Genomic DNA, 17101 nt, shown 5'->3' with positions numbered 1-17101 from the left:
CTTCTCGACGGACGTCCGTGGTCAGTTCGCCCGCGGGCGCGGCTGCTCCTCGGCGAAGCGGCTGCGTTCCTCGTCCTGGAACGCCGCGAAGTCGTCGGCGAGGGTCGTGCACGCTCGGTCGAGGACCCAGGTGCTCCTCGCCGTCCGCATGGTCCGGCGGTCGATCGCCGCGGCGTCGTCACGGGATCCACAGGTCGTGCTCGGCCGCGCCGCCGACAGGGCCTTCCGATCGCGCACCACCGTCGCGATCAGCACCACGCCGCTCGGACGTGCCGGGAGCGCCGCCGCGCCGGGCTGGTCCATCGCGGACCGACCGGCCGGAGTCGCGTCGGCGCCCGGCCGGTCGGCGTAGGCCCGCGTCGTCCTGTGCTCGTTCGGCAGGACGACCCCGCGCACGCGGACGAGGGCCGTCCCCGCGCCGACGATCGACGCCCGCGCCGTGGTCATCGTCGCGGTGCTCTGCGCCACCGCGAGGGAGCAGGCCCGGTCCGTGTCCGCGGCGGCGACCCGCATGGACGTGACGGTGACGCCCGCGGCGACGATGGTGGTGGTGGCGGCCGCGGCCACGACCGCGACGGCGTGCCGATGCGGCTTCGGCTCCTGGGCTCCGGTCTCGTGCGACACCGTCATCGCCTCCTGGCGGTGGTGTGGCAGGCGCCGTCGCCTCTGCGCGCAGGCTACTCCGACGCCGGGCCGCGGGCCGCGGGCCGCCGGGTCGCCGGGTCGCCGAGTCGACTTGTCGCCGGGCCGACCGGTCGACGTGCCGGCTCAGGCGAGGTCGTCGACCGCGCTCACCTCGAACGCCTCGAATCGGTCGTCGGCCAGGACGTCGGCGATCAGGCCGCGCGGACCCGCGACGAGCGTCGAGTCCGCGTCGACCTCGGTCGCGACGACCCAGGCATGGTCCTCAGGCCAGAGCAGCTGTGGTGTGTGCCCGAAGTCCAGGTAGGTGCCGACCCGCGCGTCCGCCATCCACGTCGGATCGGCGAGCTCCGGCAGGGTCACCGCGAGCAGCAGGTACTCGCGGAACGGGAGCTCGAGTCGTGGCCCGGCGAGCGACGCCACGAGCGCGTCCTGCGCACGGCGGTGTTCCGCCGCGGCGTGTGTCGCGTACTCGTCGAGCTCGGAGCGTTCGGTCGCCGTGAGCGTCGCGGAGTCCTGCCACCCGACGACGAGCGTGGAACTGCCGTTCAGGTCGCCCCACCCGTCCCACAGTGCCATGACGAGGTCGAGCGGTGTCGTCGTCGCACGGGTGAGGTGCTCGGTCAGTGCGGCGAGGTGCCGTGGGTCGAACCACCCCTCCTCGGGCAACCCCACCCGCCATCCGTCGTCGAAGCGCAGCTCGGTCTCGTCGTCTCGACCACTCACCGTGCGCCAGGGGACGTCGGCTCGCACGGTGGCTCCGGTCCGCGCCGCCACGTCCGACCATCGCCACGCGGCGGACTCCAGGACAGGGTGCTCGCCGAACTCGTCGGCTGGTGCCGAACGGTCCTCACGGTCGGCCTCGAGCGGGTGGAGGATCCGCGCGTACGACTCGAAGCCACTCCCGACGGTTCCGCCCACCGTCCCGAACGCCTGCATTCGGGGGATCAGCCACGCACCACGGCTGACGTCCTCGACCTTGTCCACGCGTCGAGCGTAACCGGCGGTCGGCCGCGCGCCGAGGTGGCAGGATCGGCTCCATGCGGGCGGACGACGGACGGACAGCGGCGAGCGCGCGCGCCGAACTCGCAGCACTCGTCGCCGACGACGTGGCGCCGTGGGCGATCGACCTGCCGCCGGTGGACGACCCGCGGCAGGCGGCGGTGCTCATCCTCTTCGGGGAAATCGACCGGGTGCCGAGCACGCACAGCGCACACGACGGAGCGGTCTCGGTCGACCTCGACGTCCTCCTCCTCGCCCGCGCCGACACCCTGCGTGCGCACCCGGGCCAGGTCGCGTTCCCGGGCGGCCGGCTGGACCCCGGTGACGCGAGCCTGGTCGCTGCCGCGCTCCGCGAAGCGCGTGAGGAGACCGGCCTCGACCCGTCCGGCGTCGACGTGCTCGGCGTGCTCCCCGCGGTCCCGCTCGCGTTCTCCCGGCACCTGGTCACCCCGGTGCTCGGCTGGTGGCGCGATCCGTCGCCGGTCCGCGTCGTCGACGAGGCCGAGTCGGCGGCGGTGTTCCGGGTGCCGGTCGCGGACCTGCTCGCACCGGCGAACCGCGGCGTCACGGTGATCCGCCGGGACGGCCGGGAGTGGCGCGGCCCGGCGTTCACGGTCGCCACCGCCGGCGGCCAGCACGTGGTGTGGGGCTTCACCGCGACGCTGCTCGACGCACTGTTCGACCGGCTCGGCTGGACGGAGCCGTGGGACCACGACCACGAGGTGGCGCTGCCGTCCGTAGGGTGAACGGATGACGTCACCGGTGCGCTTGCTCTTCGCCTCGTCGCACCCCGGCCCGACGGTCACGGTCACCGTGCTCGCCGCCGTCATCGCCGCCGCCGTCGGGCACCCCTGGTGGCTGGTGGTCCTCGTCGCCCTCACGGTCGTCGCCGGGCAGCTGTCCATCGGTCTCGCGAACGACTGGATCGACGCCGACCGGGACCGCGCGGTCGGCCGGTCGGACAAGCCGGTCGCGCAGGGGCTCATCGCGGTCCGCACGGTCCGGTCTGCGGCGTTCACCACGGCCGGGGCGGCCGTGGTCCTCTCGCTGTTCCTCGGACCGGTCGCCGCCGTCGCGCACCTGGTCCTCGTGGCCGCCGGGTGGGCCTACGACGCCGGACTCAAGCGCTCGGTGTGGTCGGTCGCGCCGTTCGTCGTCGCGTTCGGACTGCTCCCCGTCGTCGCGGTCTCGGCCGGTCCCGAGCCGCAGCTGCCGGCGGCGTGGGCGATCGCCACCGGAGCCGTGTTCGGGGTCGCCATCCACTGCACGAACGTGCTGCCGGACCTCGTCGACGACGCTGCCACCGGCGTCCGTGGGTTCCCGCACCGGCTGGGGCTGCGGGCGTCCGGGATCGTCGCGTTCGGCACGCTCGTCGTCGCGGCGGGCCTGGTGCTGTTCGGGCAGCTCGCCGGCGACGACCCGGTCCGCGGCGTCGGGGTGGTGCTCGCGGTCGCCGGCACGGTCGTGGTGGTCGTGCTGGCGGTCGTCGGCGTGCGTCTGGTCCTCACCGGTCCGCCGACCAGGACGCTGTTCCGGCTGGTCATCGTCTCGTCGCTCGTCCTCGTCGTCGAGCTCGGGTTGGCCGGGGCGCGCCTGGTCGCCTGAGGCGGATCAGGCCCACCGCATCGCGTACAGACGTGCGAGCGCATCCGCGGACGGGAGGCGCAACAGCGTCCGCAACAGCACCTCTCGTCCGAGCTGTGTCGGCCCCACTGCCCGTCCACCGAGTGCCATGTTGGCCTCGGCCTGACGAGCCGCCCGGCGGGCAGCCGCCTGACGGCGTCGCGCGTACGCCGGCCACGGGCCCGCGCTGCCCGTCCGGACGCCCTCGGTCAGCAGGGGTGCCAGGTCCGCGGCGTCGAGCCACCCGAGGTTCATGCCCTGCCCGCCGATCGGGCTGATCTCGTGCGCGGCGTCCCCGATGAGGACGACCCGGCCCACGCCGACCCGCACGGCCGCACGCCGCCGGACCCGGAACCCGCTGAGCATCGAGCAGCTGTCCGCATCGACCGGCGCCCCCGTGCGGTCCCGGATCGTCTGCGCGAGCGCCACGGCGTCGACCTCGTCGTCGGCGGCGGGCCCGCGACCCACGAGTGCGACGTACCGGCGGCGACCGTCCGGCAGCGGGAAGGACTCCACGACGCCGTCCGGTCCGACGTCGACCAGGGCGGCGGACCGCGCGGACCCGGGCTCCGGATCCGCGAAGTCGCCCATCACGTACCGGTCCGGGTACTCGCGCCCGGTGGTGCCGATCCCGAGGAGGTCCCGCACGGTGCTCCGCGCGCCGTCCGCGCCGACGACGAAGGACGCCCGCACGGCGACCGGTTCGCCGTCCGGGCCGGTGCCGGCCGCGTCGACGTGGTCCTGGCTGCGCTCGAGCGCGGTCAGGGTGACTCCGGTCCGGAGTGCCTCGGGAGCAGCGGCGGCGAGGCGCTCCCGCAGGATCCGTTCGGTTCGGTGCTGGTCGAGTGTGGCGACGTACGGGTGGGTGTCGGAGGCGCGGTCGAACGACAGCGTGCCGAGTGTCCGACCCCGGCTCCGCGCCACGCCGCGGTGCACCAGCGCCGCCTCCGCGAGGACCGGCGCGGCCGCGTCGATCGCGGCGAACGCGTCGAGCGACGGCGGGTGGATCCCGATCGCGCGGGACCCCGCCGGTTCGGCGGTCCGCCGTTCCCAGACGATCACGTCGACGCCCGCGTGCGCGAGGAGGGCGCCGAGGAAGACCCCGACGGGTCCGCCGCCGACGACCAGCACCTCGGTCCGCTCCGCGCGGGGCGCCGCGGGCGTCACTCGGACGTCCCCCCGACGGTGCGCCCCGTCGCCACCAGGCTCGTCAGGGCGTCGAGGCGCTCCCGGGCGATGGTCGCGAGCGAACGGTCCTCACCAGGGGCGATCCACTGCTGGAACGACAGGTGGAACACGGTCACCCCGGTCTCGGCCGCCAGGGTCGCCACGGGTTCGGGGACACCGCGGTCGCGCAGGACCTCGCCCAGCCGGACCTTCAGCGTGGCGAGCTTGCCGAGTTCGCGTTCGCCGAGGGAGGGTTCGGCGTCGATGATCGTCTGGCGTACCCGGGAGAACGGTCGCCGGTCGTGGGGGAAGTAGTCACCCGCGGCATCGAGGGAGCGCGCGATGAGCTCGAACGGCGCCGTGTCCGCGGGGGCTGCCGTGATCGGGTCGATGAACAGCGCGAGGAAGTCGTCCTGCCCGGCGAACAGCACCTCGCGCTTGTCGGCGAAGTGCCGGAAGAAGGTTCGCTCCGTGACCTCGGCCGCGGCGGCGATCTCGGCGACGGTCGTCTGCTCGAACCCCTGCTCGGCGAACAGGCGCAGCGCGACCGCCTGCAGTCGTTCGCGCGTTCCGGGTTGCCATCGGGCCATGGGGAGAGTCTACTGATGACAGCGTCTGACATCGCGGTGTACAGTGATGTCAGTCGATGACATCACTGGTCGTCGACAGTGCGTCAGGAAGGACACACCATGCGCGTATTCGTCACCGGAGCATCCGGCTGGATCGGCTCCGCCACCGTCGACGAGCTCATCGCCGCCGGGCACCAGGTCACCGGGCTCGCCCGCTCCGACGCCTCCGCCGCTGCCGTCGAGGCCGCTGGCGCCACCGTCGTCCGCGGTGACCTCGACGACCTCGACGCCATCCGCCGCGGGGCCGAGGACGCCGAGGGTGTCGTGCACCTCGCCAACAAGCACGACTGGTCGAACCCGGCCGCGACCAACGCCGCCGAGCGCGCCGCGGTCGAGACCATCGGCACCGCCCTCGTCGGCACCGACCGGCCCTTCATCGTCGCGTCGGGCATCGCCGGGCTCGCGGGGGACCGCCCGGGCCTGGAGACCGACCCGAACCCGTTCGTCGGTCCGGACTCCATGCGTGGCGGCAGCGAGAACCGTGCGCTCGACTTCGTGGACCAGGGCGTCCGCTCGATCGCGGCCCGCTTCGCCCCCACCGTGCACGGTGTCGGGGACCACGGGTTCATCTCGCTGATCGTCGCCGCCGCACGGCAGCACGGCGTCTCGGCCTACGTCGGCGAGGGCACGAACAGCTGGTCGGCCGTGCACCGCTCCGACGCGGCGCGTCTCGTGCGACTCGGGCTGGAAGGTGCTCCGGCGGGCACCCGCATGCACGTCACCGGCGAGACGGCCGTCTCCACCCGGTCGATCGCCGAGGCCATCGGCGAGGGCCTCGGGCTGCCGGTGACCTCGGTCGACCCAGCGGACGCGATCGACCACTTCGGGTTCATCGGGCGGTTCTTCGGGATGGAGATGTCCGGCGACTCCACGGCGACGCGTGCGCTCCTCGGCTGGGAGCCCACCGGCCCGACCCTCGCCGAGGACATCGCGGCCGGCGCGTACTTCGACGTGCGCGTGTCGTAGGCGTCCGGCCACGACCCGGAACGACGGGGTCGCTGTCGTACGACAGCGACCCCGTCGTTCCGCGGACGGGAAGCCGGCGCTACTCGGCCTTCTGCATCTGCCAGGGCTCCGGCTCGCGGTCGCCGTTCGGGCGCACCGGGCGGACGTCGCCGACGATCGGGATCGAGCGCTTCCGCATGAACCACAGGTAGCGCACGAAGAAGTGCGACAGGGTCGAGAGCCGGTTGCCGTTGCCGAGCAGCGACGCGATGTGCACGGCGACCCACGCGGCCCAGGCCACCGGCCCGACCATCGTGATGCCGCCGCGGAGCTGTGCGACCGCCGCGTTCGTGCCGATCGTCGCCATCGTGCCCTTGTCGTGGTACTTCAGGGGCTCCGTCGGCTTGCCCTCGAGCACCCGGACGATCTGCTTCGCGATGTGCTTGCCACCCTGCAGCGCCGGCTGGGCGAGCTGCGCGAGAGCGTCGTCCTGCGCCGCGATGTCGCCGGCGGCCCAGATGCCGTCGACGCCCTGCACGCTGAGGTCGTCGTTGACCTTGATGCGGCCGCCGTTCGTCTGCGGCATGCCCCAGTTCGCCACCTCTTTGTGGGCGGACACACCGGTCGCCCAGATGACCTGCGAGGCCGGGATGAACTCGCCGCTCGCGGTCATCACGCCGTCCTGACGGACCTCGGAGACGCCGGTGTTCAGGCGGAGGATCACGCCGCGCTTCCGCAGCACCTTCGCCGCGTACCGGCGGAGCCGCGGTGCGAAGGGCTTCAGCAGCTCGCCGCTCCGGTGCACGAGCGTGATGGTGATGTTGCCGCGGAGGATCTCCGGGTACGCGCCCTCGAGCGCCTGGTCGCGGAGCTCGGCGAGCGCGCCGGCCATCTCGACCCCGGTCGCGCCGCCGCCGACGATGACGATCTTGATCTCGTCGGGGCCCTGGTTCGCGGCCGCTTCCTCGAGCCGGGTGAACAGCTCGTCGCGGATGCGGAGGGCCTGCGAGCGGGAGTACATCGAGTACGCGTACTCGTACGCACCGGGGGTGCCGAAGTAGCTCGTGTTCACACCGTTCGCCAGGATCAGCTGGTCGTAGTGCAGGTGCTCGCCGTCGGACATCTCGGCGACCTTCGCGACCGGGTCGATGCCGGTGAGCAGCCCGTGGCGGAATTCCGCGTTGTCCTGGCGCGCGCGGAGGCTGCGCAGGAAGTACGTCACGTCACCGGCGTTGAGGCCGCCCGTCGCCACCTGGTACATGAGCGGCTGGAACATGTTGTAGACGTGGCGGTCGACGAGGGTGACCCGGACCGGGGCGTCCGCGAGCTCGCGCATGGCGGCGATGCCGGCGAATCCACCGCCGACGATGACGACGTGCGGGCGGGTGTCCTGCGGCATGGTGAGCTCCGGGGTTGTGCGGTGAACGGCACCCACAACGGTACGCCGGTTCCGACCCGCCCAACTCCACCGGCCTGGAGGCTCGGCTGACGCCCGTCAGGCGGCGCGCAGTCCGTAGGTGCTCACGACGTTCCCCTTGCTCGTCACGGTGCTGTCGACCAGACGGAGGCGCGTGGCCGGGTCGGTCGGTTCGAAGAGCTTCCGGCCCTCACCCGCGATCGCCGGGTGGACCATCAGCTGCAGTTCGTCGAGGAGTCCCGCGAAGAGCAGGCTCCGGACCAGGGTCACGCTGCCGCACACCGCGATGTCCGCGCCGTCCCGCTGGGTGAGGTCCCGCACGAACTCGTGGACGTCGCCCTGGATCCTGGTGGAGTTCTGCCAGGCGAGGTCGTCACCGAGCGTGGTCGACGCGACGTGCTTCTCGATCGGGTTGATCCACTGCGCGAACGGGTCGTCGGGGTGGGCCGGCCACCACTCGGCCCACTCGGTGTAGCTGTTCCGCCCGAGGAGCACGGTGTCGGTGCGGGCCATGAACGCCCCCATGCCCGCACCGAGCTCGTCGTCGAAGCTGTCGTACTGGAACTTGAAGGGGTCCTGCACGACGCCGTCGACCGACGTGAACAGCCCTGCCGTCACCTTGCGCATGCTCGGAGGGTAACGCTCAACTGTTCGAAGAGGAACCGCTCGTCCCGGTCGATCCCGAACTGCCGTCCGTGCCCGTGCCGGAGCCCGAGTCGTCGGACCCGGTGCCCGTGCCGCCGTTGGTCCCCGGCAGCTCGTTCGTGCCGCCGTTCGTGCCGCCGTTCGTCCCGCCCGGGAACCCGCCGTACCCCTGCCCGGGGACCTGCGTCGTCGACTGGGTCTGGTGCGCACCGATCGCGTGTCCGATCGCGAAGCCGGCGCCACCGCCCGCGAGGAGTGCCACCAACCCGACGGCGATCGCGATCACCGGCCAGAACCACGGCGGCTTCGGCTTCCGGGAGCGCTGCCCGTACGGGGCGGCGTTGCCGTACCAGGCGGTCGGCCCGGCCGGGGCTGGCGACTGCCCGTTCCACGACCCGGCGTCGGCGCGGTAGGGCTGCTGCGCCCACTGCTGCTGGTGCTGCTGGCCGTACTGGTCGTACGCGGGCGCCTGGTCGTAGGTGGGCGCCTGGTCGTACATGGGTGCCTGGTCGTGGGTGGCCGTGGGCGTCGAGGTCGGCGCCGGTGCCGCTGCCCACCCGTTCGTCGTGTCCGTCGTCGGAGTCGGCTCGGCGGCCGCAGCCTGCTCGTGCTGGTTCTCACTCATGGACGCAGTCCAGCGGGTCTCCCTATGTGGAGCCGATGACCGCGCTGCCGTGCCGCTGCGAAACGACGCTCGTCCGCCAGCCGCGGGTGCGTACGGTCGAGGTGTGCGAGCACTCGTGGAGACGATCACCGTGGACGGGGTCCCCGTCCGGCTCCGCACGCTCGCGCCCGCAGGCCGACGTCGGGACGCCCTGACCCCGACGGTCCTGCTCGTCCACGGAATCGGCATGTCGAGCCGCTCGTTCGACCGGTCACAGCAGACGCTGTCCCGGACTCACCGGACGGTGGCGGTCGACCTGCCGGGGTTCGGCGGGGTCCCTGCCGTCGGACGCCGACTCGAGGTCGCGGAACTCGCCGACCTCGTCGTCCGCGCGGTGCGGCGGTGCGGCATCCGGCAGAGCGTCGTGGTGGGCCAGTCGATGGGGACGCAGGTCGCCGTCGAGGCCGCGCTCCGCCACCCCGACGACGTCGACGCCGTCGTGCTCGTCGGGCCGGTCGTCGACCCGCGACGTCGGAGCGTGCCGCGCCTGGCTGTCGACCTCGTCCGGGACTCGTTCGTCGAGGGTGTCCGGATGAACGCCGTCGTCGCCACCGACCACCTCAGGAGCCTCCGGCAGTACCGGCACCAGCTCCGACCGATGCTGCGGTACCCGATGCTCGAGTCCGTGTCGCGACTCGACGTCCCGGTGCTCGTCGTCCGTGGCGCCGAGGACCCGATCACGCGGCACGCCTGGGCCGCCCGCGTCGCCGGCATGTCCGTGCGGGGCGTCCTCGTCGAGCTCCGCGGACCGCACCACGTCCAGGAGCACCAGCCGGTCGCGTTCGCCGACCTCGTGAGCGAGTTCCGGCGCGTGCAGACGCTGGAGGGGCTGCGGTGAACGCGACCGCTCCCGGAACCGGACCGGTGCGCTCGGGCCGAGCCGAGCCTCCGTACCGCATCGGACTCGCGCGGCGCACGTGGTGGGCCCTCGCGGACTGGGTCTACGCCGCCGTCTGGCAGGCGCGGAGCCTCGGACCGACCACCGCTGACGACTACCGGACGGGCGACGGCCAGCCCGTCGTCGTGATCCCGGGCGTCTACGAGACCTGGCACTTCATGCGCCCGCTGATGGACGCGCTGCACGACCGCGGGCACCCGGTGCACGTGGTGGCCGTCCTCCGGCACAACCTCCGACCGGTGCCGGCGTCGGCGGCCGACGTCCTGGCGTACCTGGAGGAGCACGACCTACGGGGTGTCCTCGTGGTGGCGCACAGCAAGGGCGGGCTGATCGGGAAGTACGCGATGACGCAGCTCGACCACGACGGGCGGATCGACCGGATGGTGGCGGTGTCGACGCCGTTCGGCGGGTCGGTGTACGCGAACCTGGCGCCGGTGCCGCACCTGCGGGCCTTCCGTGCGGCGGACCCGGTCATCGCTGCGCTCGCCCGGGAGCGCGACGCGAACGCCCGGATCACGTCGGTCTACGGGGTGTTCGACACCCTGATCCCCGGGGGCAGCGCGCTCGCCGGAGCGACCAACGTGCGGGTCCCCGTCGGCGGCCACTTCCGGATCCTCGCGGACGCGCAGGCCCGCGACGCGGTGCTCGCCGCCGCCGCGCCGCGCTGACGCGCGCCCGCGCGCGAGCGGCTCAGGCGCCGGGGAGGAACAGGCAGAAGGGGTGCCCGTCGGGGTCGAGCAGCACGCGGACGTCGTCCTGCGGCTGGTACTCGGCCTGGCGTGCGCCGAGCGACTCCGCGCGGGCGACCGCCGCCGGCAGGTCCTCGACCTGGAAGTCGAGGTGCAGCTGCATGCCCGGCTCGTCCTTCGTCCCGGGCCACGTCGGCGGGACCCATTCCGGTTCGAACTGCACCGACAGCCCCGGGCCGTCGTCGGGGCGGATCCGTGCCCAGGTCGGGTCGTCCTCGAACACGGTCCACCCGGTGAGGGCACCGTAGAACCGGGCCAGTTCGAGCGGGGCCGGTGACTGGAGCACGGTGGCGGCGAGCGTCGGCATCGACGGGTCGGTGGCGGTCATGGCGCGGAGCGTACGCCGACGCGCAGGACCAGGCGTCAGCGCGGGGCGACGCTCGCGCGCTCGACGATGCGGTGCGGGATCACGACGGTCGACGGGGGAGCGTCGCGGTCGGCGATCCGCGCGGTGAGCAGGTCGAGCGCCGCGTCCGCGAAGGCCCGGCGGTCGAACGACACCGTGGTCAGCGCGGGGATGGCGTAGGCGGCTCCGTCGACGTCGTCGAACCCGATGACACTGACCTGCTCCGGGACGCGGATGCCCCGCGCGGCGAGGACGTGCAGCACGCCGAACGCGATCGAGTCCGTGAACGCGAACACCGCGTCGGGCAGTGGCTCGTCACCGAGCGCGTCGAGCCAGCTCGCGAACGCCGATGCCGCATCCGCGGTCGACCACCCGGGCAGCGGGACCCGGAGCGCCGGGTCGAGCGGCACCCCCGCGGCGCGGAGTGCCGTCTCGTACCCCAGCACCCGCAGCTCGCTCGTCGCCGTGATCCGGGTGCGGTCGGCGGTCAGGTCCGGAGCACCGACCGCGGCGATGCGCCGGTGCCCGCGGTCGAGCAGGAACGTCGTGACCTCGTACGCGGCGGCACGGCTGTCGACGTGCACCTGGTCGACGTGTTCGGGCTCGACCTCGCCGATGACGACGGTCGGGGGCAGCCCGGCGGTGGAGGCGAGGACGCTGGCGCTCAGGGACACCGGGTTGAGGATCAGCCCGTCCACCAGGTGTGCGCGTGCCCGGGACACCAGCTGGCGTTCCCGTTCCGGGTCGTTCGCGGTCTGGTCGAGCTGCACGACCCAGTCGCGGTCGCGGGCGAGCTCGACGAACCAGCGCGCGAGCTCGGCGGAGTACGCGCTGCTCATCTCCGGCAGGGTGAGCGCGATCGCTCCGGAGCGGCCGTTCCGCAAGCCCCGTGCCGACAGGTTCGGCACGTAGTCGAGCTGCTCGAGTGCCTGCTCGACCCGTTCCCGGGTGTCCGGGCGCACCACCACACCGCCGTTGATGACGTTGGAGACGGTCTTCGGCGAGACCCCGGCGAGGGCCGCGACGTCCCGCACGGTGGCGCGCATGGAGCAACCGTAGCGCGGTGCACCGGCGTGGAGCCGCGCCCGTCAGGGTCGGACGTACCGGTGCACGTGTGTGACGTAGGGCACGGGCACGGTCGAGCGACCGGCGGTCTCCGGTGACGTGTCGAGCAGCTCCTCGACGGCACGGAGCAGCCGGTCCCGCGCATCGGCCGCCATCACGATGACGTAGCTCCGCGAGGCGACCATGTCGAGGAAGTCCGACCGGGACTGCTCGTGGACCCAGGGGAACGTCCGGTACTCGCCGCCGTCGAAGGGCTCACCGACGAGCGGGTGGTCGTACTGCGTGATCCGCGACTCCGGCCGGGTCAGGAGCTCCCCGAGGCGTGCCGACCAGGGCAGTGACTCGTCGCGGATGTTCCAGACCAGCCCGAGCACCCCGCCGGGCCGCAGCACGCGGGCGACCTCGACCGCGCCGGCCGTCGGGTCCACCCAGTGCCAGGACTGCGCGAACGTGACGAGGTCGGCGGTGCCGTCGGCGAGCGGGATCGCCTCGCCCGCGCCGTCCACCACGGGGACCGAGGGCAGCGCATCGGCCAGCCGTGCGCGCATCGCGGTGTCCGGTTCGACCGCCGTGACCGCGGACGCGCGGGGCAGCAGCGTGCGCGTGAACTTCCCGGTGCCGGCCCCCACGTCCACCGCGAGTGCGACCGGTTCCGGCGCCAGCCACTCCGCCACGGCCGTCGGGTACCCGGGGCGACCCCGCTCGTACGCGTCGGCCGCGGCCCCGAACGAGTGTGCGTGCTGTTCGAAGGTCATGCCCCCAGCCTGCCACCGAAGCGCCCGAGTGAGGGTGAGCGATCACTGGATCGCTACAACCGGCTACAACGATGGAAACGAATGGCAACGGGTTGCCATCTCGTTGCCAAGCCCGTCAGGGTCACACCAGGAATCCAACGGAGGAGGCCAGGAGTGACGAAGCTCGACGACCGCGTGCGACCAGCCGCGACAGCGACCGACGGGTCGTCGCCCCCGTCCACCGTCCCGCGACGAAGGACCGCCTGGGAGCGGATCCGTCGCGACCGGGTCCTGCTCTGGATGGGACTGCCCGGCGTCGCGCTGCTCCTCGCGTTCCAGTACCTGCCGCTCCTCGGGAACCTCATCGCGTTCCAGGAGTACCTGCCGTTCGTCCCGCTCGGGCGCAGCCCCTGGGTCGGCTTCGAGAACTTCGCGGTCGTGTTCAACGGCGACCCGGAGTTCCTCGGGGCGCTCCGGAACACGCTCGTGATCACCCTCGTGCAGGTCGTGTTCGTCTTCCCCGCGCCGATCATCCTGGCGCTGATGCTCAACTCGCTGCTGTCGGAGCGCATCAAGGGCGTCGTGCAGTCGATCCTCTACCTGCCGCACTTCCTGTCGTGGGTGATCGTCGTCGCGGTGTTCCAGCAGATCCTCGGCGGGTCAGGGCTCATCAACAACGCGATCCGGGCCTCGGGCGGCACCGCGATCGACTTCCTCGGCAACCCGCACAGCTTCATCGCGCTGCTCACCAGCCAGGTGATCTGGAAGGACACCGGCTGGGCGACGATCCTGTTCCTCGCGGTCCTCAGCTCGATCGACGCCAGTCTGTACGAGGCGGCGAAGATGGACGGCGCGAGCCGCTGGCGGCAGCTCTGGCACGTCACCCTGCCCGGGATGCGCGGGATCATCATCCTGCTGCTGATCCTCCGGCTCGGGGACTCGCTCACCGTCGGGTTCGAGCAGATCCTCCTGCAGCAGGCATCCGTCGGGCGGGCCGCCAGCGAGGTCCTCGACACCTACGTCTACAACAACGGCGTGCTCGGCGGGCAGTGGGGTGTCGCCGCGGCCGTCGGACTCGTCAAGGGCGTGGTCGGCGTGCTGCTCGTCCTCGGCGCCAACAAGGTCGCGCACGTCTTCGGCGAAGCGGGCGTCTACCAGAAGGAGACCCGATGACCGCCACGCACAGCGTCACCGTCCCGCCGACGAAGCAGAACCGGAAGCACAAGCGCGGCGGCCCGGACACGGCGCCGCTCCCCGGACGCCTGCTCACCGGCTTCGTGCTGCTCGTCATCTGCCTGGTCGTGCTGCTGCCCTTCCTCGGCATCGTGTCCACGAGCGTCGCCCCGTCCAGCCAGGTGAACGGTGCCGGCGGGTTCGTGATGTGGCCGACCGGCCTGGACTTCGGCGCGTACGAGAGCATCTTCGCCGGCGGCGTCGTCACCCGCGCGCTCGTGGTCAGCATCGGGATCACCGTCGTCGGTACCCTGATCAGCCTGTTCGTCACCGCGATGCTGGCGTACGCGCTCAGTCGGCCCGGGTCGTACGGCCACGGGGTCGTGCTCAGCCTGGTGCTCGTCAGCCTGCTGTTCGCACCGGGACTCATCCCGAACTACCTGGTCGTCAAGGAGTTCGGCCTGCTCGACTCGTACTGGGCGCTCATCCTGCCGACGGCACTCAGCGCGTTCAACGTCATCGTGATGCGGTCGTTCTTCATGGCGATCCCGAAGGAGCTCATCGAGAGCGCCCGCATCGACGGCGCCGGCGACTTCGGCGTGTTCCTCCGGATCGTGCTGCCACTGTCGAAGGCCGTCCTCGCCGTGATCGGGCTGTTCTACGCGGTGGGCTACTGGAACGCCTTCTTCAACGCGCTGCTCTACATCAACGACACCGCGAAGTGGCCCCTGCAGCTCGTGCTCCGCACCTACGTGATCAACAACGCGCAGCTCGGCGGCGCCGACCTCGGCACGAGCTCCGACGCCCTGCCGCCGCAGGCCTCGATCCAGATGGCGATCCTCGTCGTCTCGATCGTCCCGATCCTCATCGTCTACCCGTTCCTGCAGCGGCACTTCGCCAAGGGTGTCCTGACCGGCGCCGTGAAGGGCTGAACCCATGACCACCAACGCACCATGGCAGCTGAGCCGCCGCGCGCTCATCGCCGGCGGTCTCGGGATCGCGGCCACGAGCCTCCTGGCCGGTTGTGACACCGTGACCCGCTCGACGGACGTGACGGCGATCAACAAGGCCGTCGCGCTGCCGGACTACGTCCCGTGGACCGGCGGACCGGAGCCGGTCCTGCCGAAGACCAGCGCGCTCATGCCGAGCGCGTTCCGGAAGATCCCGTCGAGCCTGGTCCCGACGGCGAAGGTCCCCGGCGACGGATCCACCCTGCACGGCAGCGTCCCGACCAACTCGCCGGTCCCACCAGCCAAGGGGAGCAACCCCTACTGGCAGGGGCTCGACAAGCGGATGGGCGTCGACCTCGACCTGACGATCACACCGAACGCCGACTGGGGGAACAAGTTCGCCACGCAGGTCGCGGGCGACACCCTCGGCGACGTCTTCACGGTGTTCGGCACGTTCTCCTACCTGCCGCAGTTCCTCGAGGCCAAGGCGCAGAACCTGACCGAGTACCTCTCCGGCAGCGGCATCCGCGAGTGGCCGTACCTGGCGAACCTGCCCACCGCGTCGTGGAAGGGGACCGTCTTCTCCGGCGGGATCTACGGCGTCCCGGTGCCCCGCGGCCCGCTCACGACCGGCGTGCTGCACCGACGGCAGGACCTCTTCGAGGAACTCGGTGTCGACCCGTCCTTCGGCTCCCTCGACGAGTTCACCGCGCTCTGCCGCGAGGTCACCGACCAGAACAAGAACCGGTGGGCGCTCGGGTCCGTGCCGACGAACATCCTCGCGTCGATGCTCGGCGTCCCGAACCAGTGGGACGAGCAGGGCGGGAAGCTGACCCACATGTACGAGGTGGACGCCTACCAGGACATGCTCGAGGTGTCGCGGAAGCTCCTCGCCGACGGGCTCGTGCACCCGGACAGCGTCACCGCCTACAACGGCAAGGTCTGGTTCGTGCAGGGCTCCGCGGTGATGCTGCAGGACAGCTACAGTGCGATCCCCGGGCTGTTGCAGCAGGCGGAACCCGGCAGCGGCTTCGCGATGACGATGGCCCCGTTCGTCGGACCGGCCGGCGCGAAGCCGAAGCCCTGGCTCGGCGACCCGAACAACGCCATCACCGCGCTCGCCGCCGCGTCCGAGGACCGCATCCGCACCGTCCTCGACGTGCTGAACTGGTGCGCGTCACCGTTCGGTACCGAGGCGTGGATGTTCCGCAAGTTCGGCATCGAGGGTCGCGACTTCGAGTACCGGGACGGCGCACCCGTCCTCACGAAGACCGGCAACAGCGAGACCGCGCTCGGCGAGTTCCCGCTGCAGTACTTCACCGAGTGCCCGCTGCCGCTGTTCTACTCCGGGTTCCCCGGGATGACCGACACCGTCTACGAGTCGCTCGCGTCCTGGCTCGACGACGGCATCACCAACCCCACCTACGGGCTCTACTCGCCGACCAACTCGACGAAGGGACCCGCGGTCGGCACGTACGCGACGAACGCGATCAACGACGTCCTGCTCGGCCGGGCGCCGGTCAGCTCGTGGAAGGGCGTCGTCCGCGAGTGGCGACGCCGGGGCGGCGACGCGATGCGTCGTGAGTTCGAGGAGGCGTCGGCCGCGCGCGCCGGGTCCTGACGCGCTCGCGTGCTCGCGGTGCGGACTGTCGTCGCACCATCGAAACCGATCCGAACCACGGACGCCCGTGGTTCGGATCGGCTTTGGTGGTGCGGCGCTCGCTCAGGCAGGCGTCGCGAGCCAGGTGGGGTCGGCAAAGAGCGCCTCGACGTCGCGGAGCAGCCGGGTCGTGTGGAAGCCGTCGGCTGCCGCGTGGTTGACCTGCACCGACAGCGGGAGCATGGTGCGGCCGCCCTCGTCGTGGTGGCCCCCCATGGTGAAGATCGGCAACAGGTGGTCCCAGCCCTCGTGGACCTGCAGCGAGAAGCCCGAGAACGACGCCCACGGCATCGTCGACACGTCGAACAGGTTCGCCGGACGGGGCTGCTGCGGGAACATCGTCGTCGCCGAGCGGTACGTGGCGAGCGCATCCACCGCAGCGTCGTGGAAGGCGCCGAAGTCCTCGTCGTACGGCACGAAGACGGCGCAGAACGTCTCGCGCTCCGGGTTGAACACCGTGAACGCCGGGTGCACGACGTCCCACGCGGCGGGGGATCGGTCGGGCAGGAGCGTCATCCGGAACTCGCGGTGCCGGTTGACCGCGGTGGCCAACGCCCAGATCTGCGATGCGTACGTGCGGCGACCCGTGCGCCGGAGCTCGGCGACGAACGCGGTCACGTCGACCTGCACGGTGAGTTCGTACCGGCAGGGGACCCGGTCGCGGTAGTGCTCGAAGTGCTCGCGGCGGGGCCAGGTGTCGAGGTCGATCGGCGTCGGTGCCGGGTTCGTCGTCATCGGCCCATCCTGGCAGGGCCTGTCCCGGAAGGGAGGGGGTCCTCGTAGGGTGGAGTG

19 protein-coding genes are annotated in these 17101 nt (G+C 72.0%); 8 read left to right on the top strand and 11 right to left on the bottom strand.

Annotated elements, in window-relative coordinates; genetic code table 11:
• Positions 1–21 precede the first annotated feature (21 nt).
• Positions 22–630, bottom strand: coding sequence for a hypothetical protein (locus tag EDF55_RS15380; protein ID WP_123655822.1), 609 nt, complete (start codon positions 628–630; stop codon positions 22–24).
• 138 nt (positions 631–768) lie between these two features.
• Positions 769–1629, bottom strand: a complete 861-nt coding sequence (locus EDF55_RS15375) for a hypothetical protein (RefSeq protein WP_123655821.1) — start codon at positions 1627–1629, stop codon at positions 769–771.
• Positions 1630–1682: 53 nt separating this feature from the next.
• Here EDF55_RS15375 and EDF55_RS15370 point away from each other — a divergent pair, with 53 nt between their 5' ends.
• Both EDF55_RS15370 and EDF55_RS15365 read left to right on the top strand, forming a co-directional pair.
• Positions 1683–2390 (top strand): CoA pyrophosphatase, encoded by a 708-nt coding sequence (locus tag EDF55_RS15370; protein WP_123655820.1) that lies wholly within the window; start codon positions 1683–1685, stop codon positions 2388–2390.
• Positions 2391–2394: 4 nt separating this feature from the next.
• Positions 2395–3249: a UbiA family prenyltransferase gene (locus EDF55_RS15365; protein ID WP_123655819.1), complete on the top strand. Its 855-nt coding sequence runs from the start codon at positions 2395–2397 to the stop codon at positions 3247–3249.
• Positions 3250–3255: 6 nt separating this feature from the next.
• On the opposite strand, the gene EDF55_RS15360 is transcribed toward EDF55_RS15365, so the two are convergent.
• Together EDF55_RS15360 and EDF55_RS15355 are read right to left on the bottom strand one after the other, a co-directional pair.
• Positions 3256–4434, bottom strand: coding sequence for an NAD(P)/FAD-dependent oxidoreductase (locus tag EDF55_RS15360; RefSeq protein ID WP_123655818.1), 1179 nt, complete (start codon positions 4432–4434; stop codon positions 3256–3258).
• A complete protein-coding gene (locus tag EDF55_RS15355) occupies positions 4431–5024 on the bottom strand; it encodes a TetR/AcrR family transcriptional regulator (RefSeq protein ID WP_123655817.1) in 594 nt (197 codons plus the stop codon). Before EDF55_RS15355 ends, EDF55_RS15360 begins: the two co-directional genes overlap by 4 nt.
• 99 nt (positions 5025–5123) lie before the next feature.
• Between EDF55_RS15355 and EDF55_RS15350 the strand changes: the two genes are divergently transcribed.
• Positions 5124–6029 carry an SDR family oxidoreductase gene (locus tag EDF55_RS15350; protein WP_123655816.1) on the top strand — a complete coding sequence of 302 codons (906 nt, stop codon included), beginning with the start codon at positions 5124–5126 and terminating at the stop codon, positions 6027–6029.
• A 79-nt stretch (positions 6030–6108) separates the two neighbouring features.
• Here the strand turns inward: EDF55_RS15350 and EDF55_RS15345 are convergent, their stop codons facing one another.
• The 3 genes from EDF55_RS15345 to EDF55_RS15335 form a co-directional block, all read right to left on the bottom strand.
• On the bottom strand, positions 6109–7407 hold the full coding sequence (locus tag EDF55_RS15345) for an NAD(P)/FAD-dependent oxidoreductase (protein WP_123655815.1): 1299 nt from the start codon (positions 7405–7407) through the stop codon (positions 6109–6111).
• 96 nt (positions 7408–7503) lie between these two features.
• Positions 7504–8052, bottom strand: a complete 549-nt coding sequence (locus EDF55_RS15340) for a dihydrofolate reductase family protein (RefSeq protein ID WP_123655814.1) — start codon at positions 8050–8052, stop codon at positions 7504–7506.
• 16 nt (positions 8053–8068) lie between these two features.
• Positions 8069–8695: a hypothetical protein gene (locus EDF55_RS15335; protein WP_185017448.1), complete on the bottom strand. Its 627-nt coding sequence runs from the start codon at positions 8693–8695 to the stop codon at positions 8069–8071.
• A gap of 103 nt (positions 8696–8798) precedes the next feature.
• Between EDF55_RS15335 and EDF55_RS15330 the strand changes: the two genes are divergently transcribed.
• A complete protein-coding gene (locus EDF55_RS15330) occupies positions 8799–9572 on the top strand; it encodes an alpha/beta fold hydrolase (RefSeq protein WP_165931410.1) in 774 nt (257 codons plus the stop codon).
• Positions 9569–10300 (top strand): triacylglycerol lipase, encoded by a 732-nt coding sequence (locus tag EDF55_RS15325; protein ID WP_260236076.1) that lies wholly within the window; start codon positions 9569–9571, stop codon positions 10298–10300. The genes EDF55_RS15330 and EDF55_RS15325 overlap by 4 nt, the downstream gene beginning before the upstream one ends.
• Before the next feature lie 22 nt (positions 10301–10322).
• Here EDF55_RS15325 and EDF55_RS15320 read toward each other — a convergent pair whose 3' ends face one another.
• The 3 genes from EDF55_RS15320 to EDF55_RS15310 are packed head-to-tail and all read right to left on the bottom strand — an operon-like array spanning position 10323 to position 12547.
• Entirely contained in the window at positions 10323–10709 is a 387-nt protein-coding gene (locus EDF55_RS15320) for a VOC family protein (RefSeq protein ID WP_207909587.1), read from the bottom strand.
• A 35-nt stretch (positions 10710–10744) separates the two neighbouring features.
• The gene (locus EDF55_RS15315) at positions 10745–11773 is read right to left on the bottom strand and encodes a LacI family DNA-binding transcriptional regulator (protein WP_123655811.1); all 1029 of its coding nucleotides are present in this window, start codon (positions 11771–11773) and stop codon (positions 10745–10747) included.
• Between the two features lie 42 nt (positions 11774–11815).
• A complete protein-coding gene (locus EDF55_RS15310; protein WP_123655810.1) occupies positions 11816–12547 on the bottom strand; it encodes a class I SAM-dependent methyltransferase in 732 nt (243 codons plus the stop codon).
• Between the two features lie 153 nt (positions 12548–12700).
• Here EDF55_RS15310 and EDF55_RS15305 point away from each other — a divergent pair, with 153 nt between their 5' ends.
• The 3 genes from EDF55_RS15305 to EDF55_RS15295 are packed head-to-tail and all read left to right on the top strand — an operon-like array spanning position 12701 to position 16270.
• A complete protein-coding gene (locus EDF55_RS15305; RefSeq protein ID WP_260233375.1) occupies positions 12701–13699 on the top strand; it encodes a sugar ABC transporter permease in 999 nt (332 codons plus the stop codon).
• Positions 13696–14631 (top strand): carbohydrate ABC transporter permease, encoded by a 936-nt coding sequence (locus EDF55_RS15300; protein ID WP_123655808.1) that lies wholly within the window; start codon positions 13696–13698, stop codon positions 14629–14631. The genes EDF55_RS15305 and EDF55_RS15300 overlap by 4 nt, the downstream gene beginning before the upstream one ends.
• Positions 14632–14635: 4 nt before the next feature.
• On the top strand, positions 14636–16270 hold the full coding sequence (locus EDF55_RS15295) for an extracellular solute-binding protein (protein ID WP_123655807.1): 1635 nt from the start codon (positions 14636–14638) through the stop codon (positions 16268–16270).
• A gap of 102 nt (positions 16271–16372) precedes the next feature.
• Here the strand turns inward: EDF55_RS15295 and EDF55_RS15290 are convergent, their stop codons facing one another.
• Positions 16373–17044 carry a CatA-like O-acetyltransferase gene (locus EDF55_RS15290; protein ID WP_123655806.1) on the bottom strand — a complete coding sequence of 224 codons (672 nt, stop codon included), beginning with the start codon at positions 17042–17044 and terminating at the stop codon, positions 16373–16375.
• Positions 17045–17101 lie beyond the last annotated feature (57 nt).

Source organism: Curtobacterium sp. ZW137 (assembly GCF_003762905.1).
GTDB lineage: Bacteria > Actinomycetota > Actinomycetes > Actinomycetales > Microbacteriaceae > Curtobacterium.
The sequence above is the reverse complement of the archived record's forward strand: the minus strand, read 5'-3'. Positions and strand labels throughout refer to the sequence as shown.

Excerpts from the sequence above, each read along its gene's own strand:
- EDF55_RS15290 (WP_123655806.1), bottom strand. The coding sequence starts at position 17,044 with ATGACGACGAACCCGGCACCGACGCCGATCGACCTCGACACCTGGCCC.
- EDF55_RS15355 (WP_123655817.1), bottom strand. The coding sequence starts at position 5,024 with ATGGCCCGATGGCAACCCGGAACGCGCGAACGACTGCAGGCGGTCGCG.
- EDF55_RS15365 (WP_123655819.1), top strand. The coding sequence starts at position 2,395 with ATGACGTCACCGGTGCGCTTGCTCTTCGCCTCGTCGCACCCCGGCCCG.
- EDF55_RS15300 (WP_123655808.1), top strand. The coding sequence starts at position 13,696 with ATGACCGCCACGCACAGCGTCACCGTCCCGCCGACGAAGCAGAACCGG.
- EDF55_RS15295 (WP_123655807.1), top strand. The coding sequence starts at position 14,636 with ATGACCACCAACGCACCATGGCAGCTGAGCCGCCGCGCGCTCATCGCC.
- EDF55_RS15320 (WP_207909587.1), bottom strand. The coding sequence starts at position 10,709 with ATGACCGCCACCGACCCGTCGATGCCGACGCTCGCCGCCACCGTGCTC.
- EDF55_RS15310 (WP_123655810.1), bottom strand. The coding sequence starts at position 12,547 with ATGACCTTCGAACAGCACGCACACTCGTTCGGGGCCGCGGCCGACGCG.
- EDF55_RS15370 (WP_123655820.1), top strand. The coding sequence starts at position 1,683 with ATGCGGGCGGACGACGGACGGACAGCGGCGAGCGCGCGCGCCGAACTC.
- EDF55_RS15335 (WP_185017448.1), bottom strand. The coding sequence starts at position 8,695 with ATGAGTGAGAACCAGCACGAGCAGGCTGCGGCCGCCGAGCCGACTCCG.
- EDF55_RS15340 (WP_123655814.1), bottom strand. The coding sequence starts at position 8,052 with ATGCGCAAGGTGACGGCAGGGCTGTTCACGTCGGTCGACGGCGTCGTG.
- EDF55_RS15315 (WP_123655811.1), bottom strand. The coding sequence starts at position 11,773 with ATGCGCGCCACCGTGCGGGACGTCGCGGCCCTCGCCGGGGTCTCGCCG.
- EDF55_RS15350 (WP_123655816.1), top strand. The coding sequence starts at position 5,124 with ATGCGCGTATTCGTCACCGGAGCATCCGGCTGGATCGGCTCCGCCACC.
- EDF55_RS15345 (WP_123655815.1), bottom strand. The coding sequence starts at position 7,407 with ATGCCGCAGGACACCCGCCCGCACGTCGTCATCGTCGGCGGTGGATTC.
- EDF55_RS15380 (WP_123655822.1), bottom strand. The coding sequence starts at position 630 with ATGACGGTGTCGCACGAGACCGGAGCCCAGGAGCCGAAGCCGCATCGG.